The organism is Granulosicoccus sp. 3-233 (assembly GCF_052681095.1).
The window spans coordinates 40,539-54,483 of record NZ_JBQYLE010000012.1; the positions used below are offsets into that span (position 1 = coordinate 40,539).

The 13,945-nt window shown below is 57.0% G+C and carries 13 protein-coding genes; 9 read left to right on the forward strand and 4 right to left on the reverse strand.

Going from position 1 to position 13,945, the window contains the following annotated elements; genetic code table 11:
* Window positions 1-7 precede the first annotated feature (7 nt).
* Genes ACUNV4_RS24810 through ACUNV4_RS24825 form a run of 4 tightly spaced genes read left to right on the forward strand, consistent with a single transcriptional unit; the run spans window position 8 to window position 3,319 of the window.
* Window positions 8-1,057, forward strand: coding sequence for a pyridoxal phosphate-dependent aminotransferase (locus ACUNV4_RS24810; RefSeq protein WP_430881339.1), 1,050 nt, complete (start codon window positions 8-10; stop codon window positions 1,055-1,057).
* Complete coding sequence (locus ACUNV4_RS24815; RefSeq protein ID WP_430881340.1) at window positions 1,050-2,057, forward strand: hypothetical protein; 1,008 nt, start codon at window positions 1,050-1,052, stop codon at window positions 2,055-2,057. Before ACUNV4_RS24810 ends, ACUNV4_RS24815 begins: the two co-directional genes overlap by 8 nt.
* A gap of 12 nt (window positions 2,058-2,069) precedes the next feature.
* A complete protein-coding gene (locus tag ACUNV4_RS24820) occupies window positions 2,070-2,735 on the forward strand; it encodes a metallophosphatase domain-containing protein (protein ID WP_430881341.1) in 666 nt (221 codons plus the stop codon).
* Window positions 2,732-3,319, forward strand: coding sequence for a hypothetical protein (locus ACUNV4_RS24825; protein ID WP_430881342.1), 588 nt, complete (start codon window positions 2,732-2,734; stop codon window positions 3,317-3,319). The genes ACUNV4_RS24820 and ACUNV4_RS24825 overlap by 4 nt, the downstream gene beginning before the upstream one ends.
* 144 nt (window positions 3,320-3,463) lie before the next feature.
* On the opposite strand, the gene ACUNV4_RS24830 is transcribed toward ACUNV4_RS24825, so the two are convergent.
* Both ACUNV4_RS24830 and ACUNV4_RS24835 read right to left on the reverse strand, forming a co-directional pair.
* The gene (locus ACUNV4_RS24830) at window positions 3,464-4,933 is read right to left on the reverse strand and encodes a phenylacetate--CoA ligase family protein (RefSeq protein WP_430881343.1); all 1,470 of its coding nucleotides are present in this window, start codon (window positions 4,931-4,933) and stop codon (window positions 3,464-3,466) included.
* 417 nt (window positions 4,934-5,350) lie between these two features.
* Entirely contained in the window at window positions 5,351-6,244 is an 894-nt protein-coding gene (locus ACUNV4_RS24835; protein WP_430881344.1) for a GntR family transcriptional regulator, read from the reverse strand.
* A 380-nt stretch (window positions 6,245-6,624) separates the two neighbouring features.
* On the opposite strand from ACUNV4_RS24835, the gene ACUNV4_RS24840 reads away from it, so the two are divergent.
* Together ACUNV4_RS24840 and ACUNV4_RS24845 are read left to right on the forward strand one after the other, a co-directional pair.
* Window positions 6,625-7,650 carry a zinc-binding alcohol dehydrogenase family protein gene (locus tag ACUNV4_RS24840; protein ID WP_430881345.1) on the forward strand — a complete coding sequence of 342 codons (1,026 nt, stop codon included), beginning with the start codon at window positions 6,625-6,627 and terminating at the stop codon, window positions 7,648-7,650.
* On the forward strand, window positions 7,643-8,428 hold the full coding sequence (locus ACUNV4_RS24845) for an SDR family NAD(P)-dependent oxidoreductase (RefSeq protein ID WP_430881346.1): 786 nt from the start codon (window positions 7,643-7,645) through the stop codon (window positions 8,426-8,428). The genes ACUNV4_RS24840 and ACUNV4_RS24845 overlap by 8 nt, the downstream gene beginning before the upstream one ends.
* Window positions 8,429-8,566: 138 nt before the next feature.
* On the opposite strand, the gene ACUNV4_RS24850 is transcribed toward ACUNV4_RS24845, so the two are convergent.
* Together ACUNV4_RS24850 and ACUNV4_RS24855 are read right to left on the reverse strand one after the other, a co-directional pair.
* Complete coding sequence (locus tag ACUNV4_RS24850; RefSeq protein ID WP_430881347.1) at window positions 8,567-9,226, reverse strand: thiol:disulfide interchange protein DsbA/DsbL; 660 nt, start codon at window positions 9,224-9,226, stop codon at window positions 8,567-8,569.
* A gap of 203 nt (window positions 9,227-9,429) precedes the next feature.
* The gene (locus ACUNV4_RS24855; RefSeq protein ID WP_430881348.1) at window positions 9,430-10,047 is read right to left on the reverse strand and encodes a c-type cytochrome; all 618 of its coding nucleotides are present in this window, start codon (window positions 10,045-10,047) and stop codon (window positions 9,430-9,432) included.
* Window positions 10,048-10,190: 143 nt separating this feature from the next.
* Between ACUNV4_RS24855 and yihA the strand changes: the two genes are divergently transcribed.
* From yihA to ACUNV4_RS24870, 3 genes are all read left to right on the forward strand, one after another.
* Entirely contained in the window at window positions 10,191-10,802 is a 612-nt protein-coding gene (gene yihA / locus ACUNV4_RS24860) for a ribosome biogenesis GTP-binding protein YihA/YsxC (RefSeq protein WP_430881349.1), read from the forward strand.
* Window positions 10,803-11,265: 463 nt separating this feature from the next.
* On the forward strand, window positions 11,266-12,630 hold the full coding sequence (locus tag ACUNV4_RS24865) for a substrate-binding protein (RefSeq protein WP_430881350.1): 1,365 nt from the start codon (window positions 11,266-11,268) through the stop codon (window positions 12,628-12,630).
* A 284-nt stretch (window positions 12,631-12,914) separates the two neighbouring features.
* The gene (locus ACUNV4_RS24870; RefSeq protein WP_430881351.1) at window positions 12,915-13,931 is read left to right on the forward strand and encodes a branched-chain amino acid ABC transporter permease; all 1,017 of its coding nucleotides are present in this window, start codon (window positions 12,915-12,917) and stop codon (window positions 13,929-13,931) included.
* Window positions 13,932-13,945 lie beyond the last annotated feature (14 nt).

The window sequence follows — 13,945 nt, forward strand, 5'->3', positions numbered from 1 at the left end:
TGATTGAATGACCAATTACTGGACCGAGACGGTAAGCCGTCTGACGCCCTATGTGCCCGGCGTGCAGCGCAGCGGCGCTGGTATCGTCAAGCTCAATACCAATGAAAATCCGTATCCGCCGTCACCGAAGGTGATGGAGGCCATTGCGGCTGTCAACGGAGATCAGCTGCGGCGTTATCCTGACCCTGAAAGCGTGGCATTGCGAACGGCGCTGGCCGAATATCATGGTCTGGACATCAGTCAGGTGTTCGTGGGCAATGGCTCGGATGAAATACTGGCCCTGGCCTTCCTTGCGTATTTCACCAATCACAAGGTGTTGCAGTTTCCCGATATCAGTTACAGCTTCTATCCGGTCTATTGCGACCTCTATGGCATTCAGGCGAGGACAGTGCCACTGAGCGATGACTATGTCCTGCCGGTCGAGCGTTTCGAACCCAACGCCGGTGGCATTGTGTTCCCCAACCCGAATGCACCGACAGCCCGTGCCGTCGACGAGTCGTCCATTGCCGGGCTGCTGGTCCGGCACACCGAACAGGTATTGCTGGTCGACGAGGCCTATGCCGACTTCGGTGCCACCAGTGTCGTCAGCCTGGTCAAGCGTTTTCCGAACCTGCTGGTGAGTCAGACCTATTCGAAGGGGCGTTCTCTGGCAGGCATGAGACTGGGAGTTGCGTTTGGTCATCCGACACTGATCGAGGGCTTGCAGAGAGTCAAGAATTCCTTCAATTCCTATCCGGTGGACGCCGTGGCGCAGGCAGCAGGTATCGCCTCGCTGGGTGATGAAGCCTATTATCGGCAGACCATCGAGCAGATACTGCGCACGCGTCGGCAAGCGGTAACAGACTTGCAGAACAGAGGCTTTGAGGTATTGCCGTCGGCCGCCAATTTCCTGTTTGCCAGGGCTCCCGGAGACGAGGCCGGCAGAATTTTCAGAAAGCTCGATGACGCCGGTGTACTGGTACGCTATTGGGACAAACCGCGACTGAACCAATGGTTGAGGATTTCCATGGGAACGGATGACGAAATGCAACGGCTGATGTCGGCTCTTGATGCGTAATCCTGTTGTCACGCTACTGGCGTGCCTGACACTGAGCCTGTTTTCCGGCTCGCTCCATGCGCAGCAGAGCAGCGAGGAGGCGGAAGAGGAGTCCCCGGGTATCGTCGACAAGGCGACCGTCTATGTGGACGAGGCGCAGCGCAAGGCCACCCAGCGGTTCAGCGGCTTCATGAACCAGGTGGACGGGTTCTTCAGCGATGCAACGACCAATGAGGGCCGGCTGAACAACGACAGCTGGGCCCGCATCCGTCTGGATGCTAATCAGCCAGCGGGTGAGGACTTCGAGGTCAAGCCTTCCCTGAAAGTCAGGGTCTCGCTTCCCAATACCGAAAAACGCTTCAAACTGCTGTTCAGTACCGAGGATGACGACACCGATGTGGTGGGCAGCAGCGTTGATCGACTGCAAGGATCGGTAGTCAACAGTGATTCGAATGCCTCCGCGGCGATCCGTTTCATTCGCTCGGCACGTGACAATGGCAATGCCGATGTGGATATCGGTGTGCGGCAGCGCGAAGGGGATATCCAGTATTTTGGTCGTCTGGTGCTGGGTTATCGAAAGATGCTGGCGAGGAAATGGAATTTCAGTGCATCCAACAGTTACTGGCACTATTCCAAATCCGGTTTCGAGAATCGACTGACGACCTCCTTCCAGCGCAAGCTGTTCTATCAGGAGAATCTGTTCATTCGATCACACTCCGAGATCAACTGGCGCAAGGGGCGCAAGGGGGCGGTCATCGGCCAGACCTTTGGCGTATACAGTCAGCTCAGCGAAGAGAAGGCACTGGCCTTCGAATTGATAGCGGGATATCACACAGCGCTCAACAACGGGCTCGAAGATCGTTTCCGGGGGCATGAATTTCGCTTGAGATGGCGTCACAATGTCTGGCGTCCATGGTTCTTCTATGAGGTCTGGCCCTCGATTTCCTGGCCCGCAACGGCCGATTACGAGAAGTCCTACGGTATTTTGCTTAGAATGGAAATGGTCATCGGCGAACGATAGGGTTTTGGCTACGTGAAGCTTGTCTGTATCAGTGATACTCATGGTGACCATGAACAGGTCGTTCTACCGGCGGGTGATGTCCTGATTCATGCCGGCGATCTGACGGGGCATGGCACTCGAGCCGAGACACTGGCGTTCATGCAGTGGTTTGGTGGACAGGACTTTGCGCACAAGCTGTGTGTGGCTGGCAATCACGATACCTTCATGGAATCCGACCCGGAGACGGCGCTGCGCTTCGCGCGAGACAATGGTGTGCACCTACTGAGCGATTCCGGTTGTCGTATCGGGGGCCTCAATTTCTGGGGGTCTCCCATCACGCCGCGTTTTCTCGACTGGTCGTTCATGCGCGATCCAGGGCCACCGATCGAGGCTCACTGGGATCTGATACCAAAGGATACTGACGTGCTCATTACGCATGGGCCTCCACACGGTATTCTTGATCAGGTGCAGCGAGAAGATCTCGAGCTCGAACATACCGGTTGTCCTTCGCTGTTGGAGCGCATTCGGGAAATCTCCCCGCTGGTGCATCTGTTCGGCCATATTCACGAGGCACGCGGCCGCGTGGATGCGGATAATCTGGCCTACATCAATGTTGCCACGATGAACAAGGGCTACTGTATAGAGCATGAACCGGTCAGTATCGAGCTGAACGCCAACAAGTCAGGAGAACCCGTATGAGAGCAACGGCAATCGTCATCAGCGCGGCAGCGACCATCATGATGAGCGGTACGCAGGTCATGGCACAGTCCGCCGAAGAAGCCGCTACCGCCTGTAACGAAGCGGCGCGACTGATTGCCGAGGATGATCTGGTGGGGGCTCTGGATGAAGCCAAATGGTGTGTCGAGAGTCTGCAGCAGCTTCGTCAGCAGGCTACATTGACGGTTTTCCCCGATGCCGTCGAAGGCTTTGCCGGCGGTGAGATCGACAATCAGAGCGCCATGGGCATGACGATCATCGAACGTCAGTACACGAAGGAGGGCGAGGATGTCACGGTTTCGCTGACTACCGGCATGGCCGGCGGTGGACTGGCCGCACTGGCGCAGCTTGGCATGGGGATGGGAGCTGGTAGCGGCAAGAAGATTCGCGTGCAGAAGCGTACCGTGCTCGACATGAGTGAGGCAGGAGGCGATGCCCAGTTCATGGTGCAACTCAAGAGTGGTGGCATGCTCAATATCAGTTCATCCGATCTGAATGCCGAACAATTGCTGCCTTTCGTCAAGGCATTTCCCATTGCCGATCTGGATGATGCGCTCGAGCCTTGAGTGTGACGGCAGGGCTCTGCGCTCCGGTTGCGTCCTCGCACTGTCCCTGCAGGACTGATCCATGGTGTCTCACCCCGGGCCCCCGTAAGCTGCTGACCGGCCTGTCAGCACAGGATGTCGATTGGTCGTGTCGGGCTTGATGTTTTATCCGGATTCGGTTTCCGCAGCCTGGAGCTTCGACAGGCTGCTTACCTGATTGAGTTTGCCGCTGCAGGCATCGCGCTCCGGCAGACGGGTGTCGTGATGCAGGGTTATCGGCAAGGTGCCCAGTGATGACAGATATCGCGATAATGGTTTGCGGATTCTGTTGAACGCTGCGCAACGGGATGCCGGGCAGTCACCCCGGGTTCGAATGGACAGCGTTCGTGGCTCACACTGTTGAATCTGAAACCCGAATTCACCGGCATGTTCCTCGATGATGGTGTTGAGTGCCAGTGGCAGAACAGGAATCTGTCTGTTCTTGTCTGCCGGTAACCACAAGGTGTCATCATTGCGACCCTCCACGCTGAGGGTGGGGAGTGGATTGCCGCAATCACAGGCGTCAGTGTGCAGGGTGATGCTGTCTCCGATGTCATAACGGATCAGGGGTTGTACACGATTTGCCAGATTGGTGACCAGTGTGGTTGCCGATTTCCGGCCAGCAGGGACAGCCTGCATGTGCTCGTCCACCGGTTCCAGAATGAACCAGTCGGTATTGATGTGCAATCGTCCGTGGCTGCAGCCGAAAGCCATGTTCATGGCTTCCGAGGCACCGTAATCCTCGATCAGCGAGCAACCGAAGGCCGCTTCGATCTGGCGGCGCTGGCACGGGTCCAGATGCTCGCCACCGCACCACAGGCTGTTCGGTGAGAGTGTCAGACGGCCGCTTGCCTGCTCGTTGGCCAGCACGCTCAGCATGCTCGGGTAGCTGGACAGGAACCGGGGTTGCCAGCTATTGAGTTGTTCGACCAACTGGGGTAGGGGTTGCAGAATGGAGAATGTTCGAGTTCGGCTGCGCAGCCATGGGTTGATGCCGGCGGACCATTGCCAGTAGACCACGCCGGCAAAATGTCCTTCCAGGGCTGCAATCATGGCCATGCGGCTGGTGTCGAAGGCCAGTTGCCATGGATTCTGCAAATTCGGTTTTTGGTTGTTCTGCTGGTACCTGACCGCCAGCAGGGACTGGTAGATCGACAGTGCCTGCCGGTCCTGGACATAGATGCCGGGTTCGCCGCTGGTGCCGCTACTGGTCCATGCCAGATAGTCCCCCAGGAATCGTTCGCCGATGGTGTCGGAGGAGGACAGAAAACGATTCACCGTTTGACTGTTGATGCGACGGTCACAGCTCCACCGATCGAAGTGCGTCATCAGTGTGCTTCTGCGAACGGGTGGGTAGTCCGACAGAGGCGCGCCCGGTGGTATGGATGCGTACAACTCTGCGTACAGCGGTGAGTGCTCGCGCGCATGGGCAATCAGTCTGGCGGCGCGATTCAGGCCGAGGCTGCGGGCTGAAGCGGCGCTGACCGTGGGTTCGGATTGCAGTTGTTGTATGGCTTGCCAGCAATGCATGCCATCTGACCAGTTGCTCAGATAGTCGAATGGCGTCTGCATCCTGCGGGATTCCTTCGTCGTCATGGCTGACTCCGGGATTGAGAGAACTCCACCACGGCAATTGCCGTGAAGTCCTTCTCCGGTCAACGGATTGGCACTGTTCCCTTGTCAGTGCCCTGAAAACCGGACCACTGCATCATATGACAAATTCTCGGCTGCGAACGAGCAGCATGTTAGTACAGTTCGTTCACGTAGCCGTGTTCCTGCAGAGTGACCGGTGTCGAAGATGAAATCGCAGATGATTTCCTGTTGCCGCGTGACTGCAGTGTGACGGGTCGTGAAGGTCAAGCCGCAGGATATCTTCTCGTTGCCATGTGTCTGCAGAGTGGGCGTTCACGAAGGTGAAGCCGCAAGATGGCTTTTCGCTGCCACATGTCTGCAGGGTGGCCGTCTGCCAATGTGATGACACGGGAAGATTTCATGTGCTGTATCTGTACAACGTTATCCATCCCAGTCGATCGAGCGCAGTAGTGTTTCTCGGGCCTGTGCCAGATGCACCTGGCAGGCGGTAACTGCACGGCATTCATCGCGATCGATCAAGGCCTCGATGATGTCGAGGTGCTGAGCGACGGCGGCCGTGTTGCGCTCCAGTTCGTCCTTCTTGTTCCAGCGGTAATGATAGTGAAAGATGATGGTGATCAGGTCATGAAAGTCGTCGATGAAGCGATTTTCCGATGCGCTGTTGAGCAGACGATGGAAGCGATTGTCGAGCTTGGAAAACTGCAGGTAGTCTTGTTTGATGCGAGTCTGCAGATCGACATGTTGCTGCTGCAATCGGGTCAGCTCCAGCCAGATCTCGTTGTCGGGGGGCAGGTGAACGAACAGGCGAACTGAACGTTGTTCGAACATCTCCCGCACGTCACTGAGTTCCAGAGCAAACTGTCGTGTGAATCCCTTGAGAATCCAGCCACGGTTGGGCGCCTTTTCAATCAGGCCGAAGCGTGAAAAGCGAATCAGAAACTCCCTGACGGCCGATGTGCTGACGTCGAATTGGCGCGCGAGTTCGGATTCGTTGAGCAAGGCACCGACATCGAGATGGCCGCCGAGAATGTTCTCCATGAAGGCATGCTCCACGATCTGGTGCGTCGAGCGCGTTTCTTCCGAGACGAAATAGTCCCGTTTCAGTGGCTTTCGAAGAATGGTCTTCTTGCGTCCCTGCCAGTCAAGCAGTTCGATCTCCACCAGATGGGAAAGCACGGCTCGAATGGTCGTCCGACTGGCTTGCAGTGAAGCCGAGAGGCTGCTCTCGGTTGGCAACTCGGCACCGCTGGGCAGCAGCCTGATCAGGTCAAGGCACTGGTTGTGAACGTCCTTGTAGCGATTGTTGCGCTTCATTGGCCTGGCCTCTGAGAGAAAAATGTTCTTTATCGGTAAAAATCGTTTGACGGGAGAGCGAGAAAATGGTTTCTTATGTATAAAGGACATTCGAGTATGTCTCACCATGTGCAAGTGTGCAAGTGTGCAAGTGTGCAAGTGTGCAAGTGTGCAAGTGTGCAAGTGTGCAAGTGTGCAAGTGTGCAGGTGTGCGGAGATGATTGAATCGCGCAGGCCGGACACTGGTGTGTGGTTGTGGGCAGCGACGAGTAGCTGACAGGTGCCGAGCTTGTCGACCAGTCTCGCACCTTGCAGCCGGCTTCATGTCCTCCCAAGGGCTCTGCGTCCATCGCGAACGCCGGGGCTCGATTTTCACACGACACGAGATACGCAGACAGACAATGGAAGCACTGGTCATAACCGAGGTTGGTCAATCACGAATACAAGCCGTGGAGGAGGTCAGTCCAGGGGCTGGAGAGGTACTGCTGCAGGTGAATCATGTCGGCCTGTGCGGCAGTGATCTCAATACCTACCGTGGCGCCAATCCTCTGGCAGAACTGCCGAGAATACCGGGGCATGAGATCGGTGCCACGATTCTCGCAACAGCCAGTGATGTACCGGAGGAGTTTGCCATCGGCAGGCAGGTGATCGTCGTACCCTATACCGAATGCGGTCAGTGTTCCTCCTGTCGCAAGGGGCGCCGCAATGCCTGTCGCTACAACAAGACGCTTGGCGTTCAGCAACATGGCGGCATGTCGGAACGGCTCGTGGTCCGGCATGATCGATTGATACTCAACGATACCTTGCCGGCGCATCGGCTGGCGCTGGTCGAACCCTTGTCCGTCGGCTTTCATGCAGTCGAGCGTGCCGGAGTGGCAGCGGGTGACACCGTGGTTGTATTGGGGGCCGGCATGATCGGCGTAGGAGCGATGATCGGTGCCCTGCAGCGAGGTGCGCGAGTACTGGCAGTGGAAGTCAGCGACAGCAAGCGCGATACCCTGCTGGGACTCGGCGTGGAGCAGGTCATCAATCCGCTGAGTGAAAACGCAGAAGAAGCCGTCAATGCACTGACTCGGGGTGATGGCGCCGACGTGGTGATCGAAGCTGTCGGATTGCCCGAGACCTTTCGGGGCGCCATTGACATGGTCTGCTTCGCCGGACGTGTGGTCTATGTGGGTTATGCCAAGGCCGAGGTGAGCTATGACACCAAGTATTTCAATCTGAAGGAGCTGGATATTTTCGGCTCTCGCAATGCCACCCGTCAGGACTTCAACGATGTGGTGAGTTATCTGGAAGAGCATGGCACGACGGCGGATACGCTGATTTCCCGAGTCTTCCCCTGGGCGCAGGCCGATCAGGCGTTCGATTACTGGGAAGGCGTGCGCAATACAACCTTCAAAGTGATGATCGATCTGACCCATGAATGAGAATACGGAAATGAACACCTTGCAGCAGGTCTATGGACTGGCGGGCAAGACGGCGCTGGTTACCGGGGGTGGATCGGGAATCGGGCTTGCCATTGCAGGTTGTCTGGCAGCCAGTGGTGCCCGAGTCATCGTCGCCGGGCGGCGTGCCGATGTACTGGAGCAGGCCTGTAAAACGATCGGCGACAACTGTCATGCCGAAGTACTGGACATCACGGACCTGGCGTCCATACCGGCCTTCGCACAAGGACTGGAGGATCGCTACAGCAACATCGATATTCTGGTGAACAATGCCGGTAACACGCTGAAGAAGCCGTTCGAGGAGAGCGATATGGCCGACTTCGATTCGGTTTTCGATGTGCATGTACGCGGTGCGCTGGAGCTGAGTCGACACATCATTCGTCGGCAGATGGCCAACGGTGGCGGATCGGTGACCTTCATCTCATCCATGACGGCCTACATCGGTCAGCCCAATGTGCTGGGTTACACGGTGTCGAAAACAGCCATCAATGGCGTGATCCGGGGTCTGTCTGCAGAGTTTGCCGGCCGGGGCGTGCGCATCAATGGTGTGGCACCCGGCTGGATCGATACGGATCTGTATCGCAAGGCAACAGCCGGTGACATCCCTCGCCAGCAGAAGATCATGAGTCGCATACCCATGAACGCCCTGGGCAAACCCGAGGACATCGGCTGGGCCTGCGCCTTTCTCTCCTCACCTGCGGCGGCCTATGTCACTGGTCAGGTGCTGCTGGTTGATGGCGGTGGTGCTACCGGCTTCTGACGGTAGAGCGCTTCATTCCCTGTGGGGGTACGAGCAGTCCGACTCGGGCATGAAAAAGGCCGCTGTCGATCAGCGGCCTTTGAGTTGGTCCGGGTGGTGATCAGCCCCTTGTTGACAGGGCTGATTCCTTGTCGAGTGTTACTCGATGCCCATCGCCTTCTTTTCCATTGCGATCGTTTCGTTGATCACGGTGATGATGGCCTCGTTGCCACCTGCCAGACCGGCACCAGTACGGTACTTGCCGTTGATCACCACAGAAGGCACACCGGTGAGGCCTGCGCCCTTGGCAAGTTGCATGGAGCGGTTCATCTTGGTCTGCACACCGAACGAGTCCATGGTCTTCAGGAACTTGTCCTTGTCCATGCCCAGAGCCGCAGCCAGATCGGCGATGTCTTCGGGCTTGCGCATGCGTTGACGGTTCTCATGGATCGCCTTGAACATGGCTGGCACGAATTCATGCTCGTGACCGAGCAGCTGGGCGGCATAGAATGCGCGAGAATGCTGTTCCCAGGAGGGGTTGAGCGGTGGAGCTTCACGTATGAAGGCCACGTTCTCCGGCATGTTCTGTTCCCAGGCAGAAATACTGGGTTCGAAGGCATAGCAATGTGGGCAGCCCAGCCAGAAGTATTCGATGACTTCCACCTTGTCAGGTGTAGAGGTGTTCTGTGGCGGATTGATCAGTTCGTAGCCACCGGCTGCCATGGCATTGCCGGCAACGCCCACCAGGCCTGCACCCAGCGTTGTTGCGATGGTGGTTTGCAAAGTGGCAGACAGAAATCCGCGTCGCGTGAAATGCATGTTCGGTTCCTCGTGAGATACAGAATCTAGGTGTTGACCTGTCCGCAGCGTTTTCGTTCAGTGCGAATAACACAGATTGCCAGTGGCGGCAGACAGAACTGAAATCGGCCCGCTAGCGGGCCGATTGTGAACAGACTGAACCGTGGAAACGACGCGCACGGTACGCAGCGCCCGCTCCGTCCGCGCGCCTTGCTTCGCAGCGCTTATTCGGCTGTGGCGTGCAGTCCGGCGATGTAATTGGACACGGCATCGATTTCGGCATCGGTCATGCGCTTGGCGACGCCACGCATCATGGCGTTGGGGTCGTTGGCACGTTCTTCCGAGCGGAAATATTTCAGCTGGTCACTGGTGTACTGGGCGTCCTGCCCGGAGATCACGGGCCAGGCCGCATAGGGGTTGCCTTCACCGGCCGGTCCGTGACAGGCCCCGCAGGCAGCAATGCCGGCGGAGGTAATGCCACCACGATAGATGTCCTCTCCCAGCGTCAGGTTTTCTTCGGCGGCGATGTTTTCGTGCTTGGGCATGGCGGCGTAGTAGGCGGCCAGATCCTGAATGTCTTCGTCGGTAAGGTTGGCAGCCTGACCTGACATCAGGGCATTGACGCGGTTGCCATCACGGTAGTCCGTCAATTGCTTGGCGATGTAGGCTGCATGCTGACCCGCCAGGTTCGGGTAGGAAGGCTGGATGGCTTTGCCATCGGCACCGTGGCAGGCTGCACAGACGGCAGCCTTTGCCTGACCGGCAGCTGGATCGCCCGCGGCTGCGGCAGGATTGGCTAACCAGGCAAAGGCAAGAGTGGCTGCAAGGGCCCAAATTTTCATGAAAACTCCGACGATGACTTGAATTTGTTCGAATGGTTAGACTGTAGGCAGCCGAAACCGCATGGGATCGACGAATTTTAGCAGACTGGCGGGCAACGCAACGGTCCCCCTTCGGTCATTATCAACTGGATAGAACCCCACACATGAACTCGGTGTATTTTTCGGCACAATTCCACTCCAGTGCCAGCGATCCGTATTACTGCCCCGAGTCAGAGGCGGAGGTTGCGTTCGCGGGACGTTCGAATGCTGGCAAGAGCAGTGCCATCAACACGATCACCCGCAACCGCAAATTGGCGAGAACCAGCAAGACACCGGGAAGAACGCAACTGATCAATCATTTCTCGCTCGATGAACAGCGATTTCTGGTGGATCTGCCAGGTTATGGGTACGCTCAGGTCTCCCGGGACAAGCAGAAGCAATGGCAGTCGGCCATGACCCGATACCTGATTTCGCGACCCAGTCTGCGCGGTCTGGTTCTGGTCATGGATATTCGCCATCCGTTGACAGATAGCGACTGGCAGCTGATCGAACTGCAGCAGCAGGGTCAGGCCGAGTTGCACATCCTGTTGACCAAGGCTGACAAGCTGTCCCGCAATCAGGTGAATCAGGCCCTGATGTCGGTTCAGGATCAATTGTCCGAGTCGGGGGTGGAAGCCACCTTGCAGGATTTCTCGGCATTGAAGAAGCAGGGTGTGGGAGATGTGCACTCGGTACTGGACAGTTGGCTGTTCGACAGAACGCTCGCTGTCGAGTAACTCCGCGACCACGGCAAATAACCTGCCGTCTCACAAAACGGGCGTTGCAAAGCGTCTCCTGTCGGCCATTTTCGGTGAAATGACGCGCAAGAATGCCGTTTGCCGTGCGAGGACAGGTATCTCAGATGCCAGTTGCCGAAATAGCGTTACCTTTCGTAACAAACCTCGGCAAGAGTGCAGATCGCAGACTGTCGATTGGTTCTTGAATTTATTTAAACAATTGTTTTTCCAAATAATAACGAAGCTCCTTTCCAAACGGTCAGTTTCCCTATAATTGACTCAGTCTTTTGTCGCCTATTCACATCACTTGTGCTTATGGGCGCTGGACAGGTTTTGATTCACGGCAATTGACAGGCTGTGCGGACGCTACCTCCTGACACCACTCTCGAGGCTTGCTGTCGCACGAGATTCTTTTCGAATCAGCTTGCCTTCTGCCATTCAAGTGCCACGAGGAGAGAGTTCAATGAGCAAGAAAATCATCACCAATGCCTGGTCCCGTCGTGATGTGTTGAAGGCCAGTGCCGCAACCGCCGCGATCACCGGGGCTCCCCTGTTTTTCTCGCGCCATGCCTATGGCGCCGACTTCCTGAACAATCCCGGTGACAGCGGAGTCGTGACGCTCGGCTTCAATGTTCCTCAGTCTGGCGCTTATGCCGATGAAGGTGCTGATGAGTTGCGTGCCTACAAGCTGGCGGTCAAGCATCTGAATGGCGAAGGCGATGGCGGCATGATGAACACCATGCAGCCGAGCGAGCTCAAGGGCAACGGCATTCTGGGCAAGAAAGTGGAGTATGTGACGGGCGATACCCAGACCAAGTCGGATGCGGCACGTGCTTCCGCCAAGCGCATGATCGAGAAGGACGGTGTTGTCATGGTAACCGGAGGTTCTTCCTCGGGGGTGGCCGTGGCGGTTCAGGGGCTGTGCCAGGATGCCGGCATCATCTTCATGGCCGGACTGACCCACTCCAACGACACCACCGGCAAGGACAAGAAGGCCAATGGGTTCCGCCACTTCTTCAATGCCTACATGTCCGGAGCGGCGCTCGGGCCGGTGCTGGAGAAGAACTATGGCAATGATCGTCGTACCTATCATCTGACTGCGGACTACACCTGGGGCTGGACTCAGGAAGAATCCATCATCGCCTCTACCGAGGCCATCGGCTGGACGACGGTGGAGAAGGTCAAGACACCTGTCGGGGCCGGTGATTTCAGTCAGTACATCACGCCGGTTCTCAATTCAGGCGCAGACACGCTGATCCTGAATCATTATGGCAAGGACATGATCAACTCCCTGACGCAGGCGATCCAGTTCGGTCTGAAGGACAAGCAGGTCAATGGCAAGAATTTCGAGATCGTCGTGCCTCTGTATTCGCGTCTCATGGCACAGGGTGCCGGTGAAAACGTCAAGGGCATCTTCGGTTCCACCAACTGGCACTGGTCGCTGACGGATGCGGGCAGTCAGGCCTTCGTCAAATCCTTTGGTCAGGAGTACGGTTTCCCACCTTCTCAGGCGGCACACACCTGCTATGTACAGACGCTGCTGTACGCGGATGCCTGTGAGCGAGCGGGTACCTTCGAGCCATGCGTAGTGGTTGAAGCACTGGAAGGCCACAAGTTCGACGGCCTGGGCAATGGTCCTACCGAATACCGGGCTGGTGACCACCAGTGCTTCAAGGATGTGCTGGTGGTGAAGGGGAAGGAGAATCCGTCTTCGCAGTTCGACCTGCTGGAAGTGGTAGAGGTCACCCCTCGTGCACAGGTCGAGTATCCGGTGGATCATCCGATGTTTGCCGGTGGTGATCTGGGTAGCTGCAACAACGGCGCCTGAGCGATCACGGATTCTGGATGCCGGGGTTGCCCTGTCGGTCTGTGATCGATAGTGCGCTCGGGCGGGAGAGGGCGGCTGCCAGCAGTCGCTCTCACTTTGGCAGGAATCCGGTCGACAGTGACGGTGGTACTTCTCATCGGCGCAACTGCCGCTGCCGTGTCGGGCAGCCAGGGCACCACTGTCAGTACATACCCTGACCCTCGAGTCACGATGCCGCAACGGATGCGGGCATGCCGGTAGAGGGTTCTTCTTCGAAATGGTCTTGAATTGCACGGGGCAAGCATTTGGACGCACTCATTCTTCAATTACTCAACGGTCTGGACAAGGGCGGCGCCTATGCGCTGATCGCTCTGGGTCTGACGCTGGTATTCGGCACATTGGGTGTCGTCAATTTCGCGCACGGCGCCATATTCATGATCGGTGCCTTTTGCGCGGTCACCTTGCGCAAGCTGCTGACGATTTCGACACAGGTGCGTGACGAGAGCATCACCCTGTTCGAGGCCTACAAGGAAGTGCCGATTCTGGAAGCGAAGTTTCCGGTGGTGGGGGGCATCATTGTCGACTACTCGGTGCCGCTGGCCATTATCGCTGCCATTCCTGTCATGCTGGCACTGGGCCTGCTCATGGAACGCGGTCTGATACGCCATTTCTACAAGCGACCTCACGCCGATCAGATTCTGGTGACCTTCGGACTGGCCATCATCTTTCAGGAAATCATCAGACACTACTTCGGTGCCAATCCGATTCCGCAAGCCGCGCCTGCAATAGTGGCGGGCAGTGCCAATATCGGTGCTTTCCTCGGACTGGGAGACAATGTGGTCTACCCCTGGTGGCGACTGATCTATCTGCTGTTCTCACTCATTGTCATTGCCGGGGTCTTTGCCTTTCTGCAATTCACGACCTTTGGCATGGTGGTCCGCGCTGGCATGCAGGATCGTGAAATGGTGGGGCTGCTGGGTATCGATATACAGCGGCGTTTCACGATCGTGTTCGGTCTGGCGTCGGTGGTGGCTGGACTTGCCGGAGTCATGTATACCCCGATATTGCCACCGGACTATCACATGGGCATGGATTTTCTGGTGTTGTCTTTCGTGGTGGTGGTGGTCGGTGGTATGGGCTCGCTGGGTGGGGCCGTACTGGCAGGGTTCCTTCTCGGCATCCTGCAGTCCTTTGCCTCGATGAATGAAGTCAAGAGCATCATTCCGGGGATCGATCAGATCATCATCTACCTTGTTGCCGTTGTCGTCCTGCTGGTTCGTCCCAGGGGCCTCATGGGACGCAAGGGCGTGATGGAAGACTAGGAATCGAATCGGAG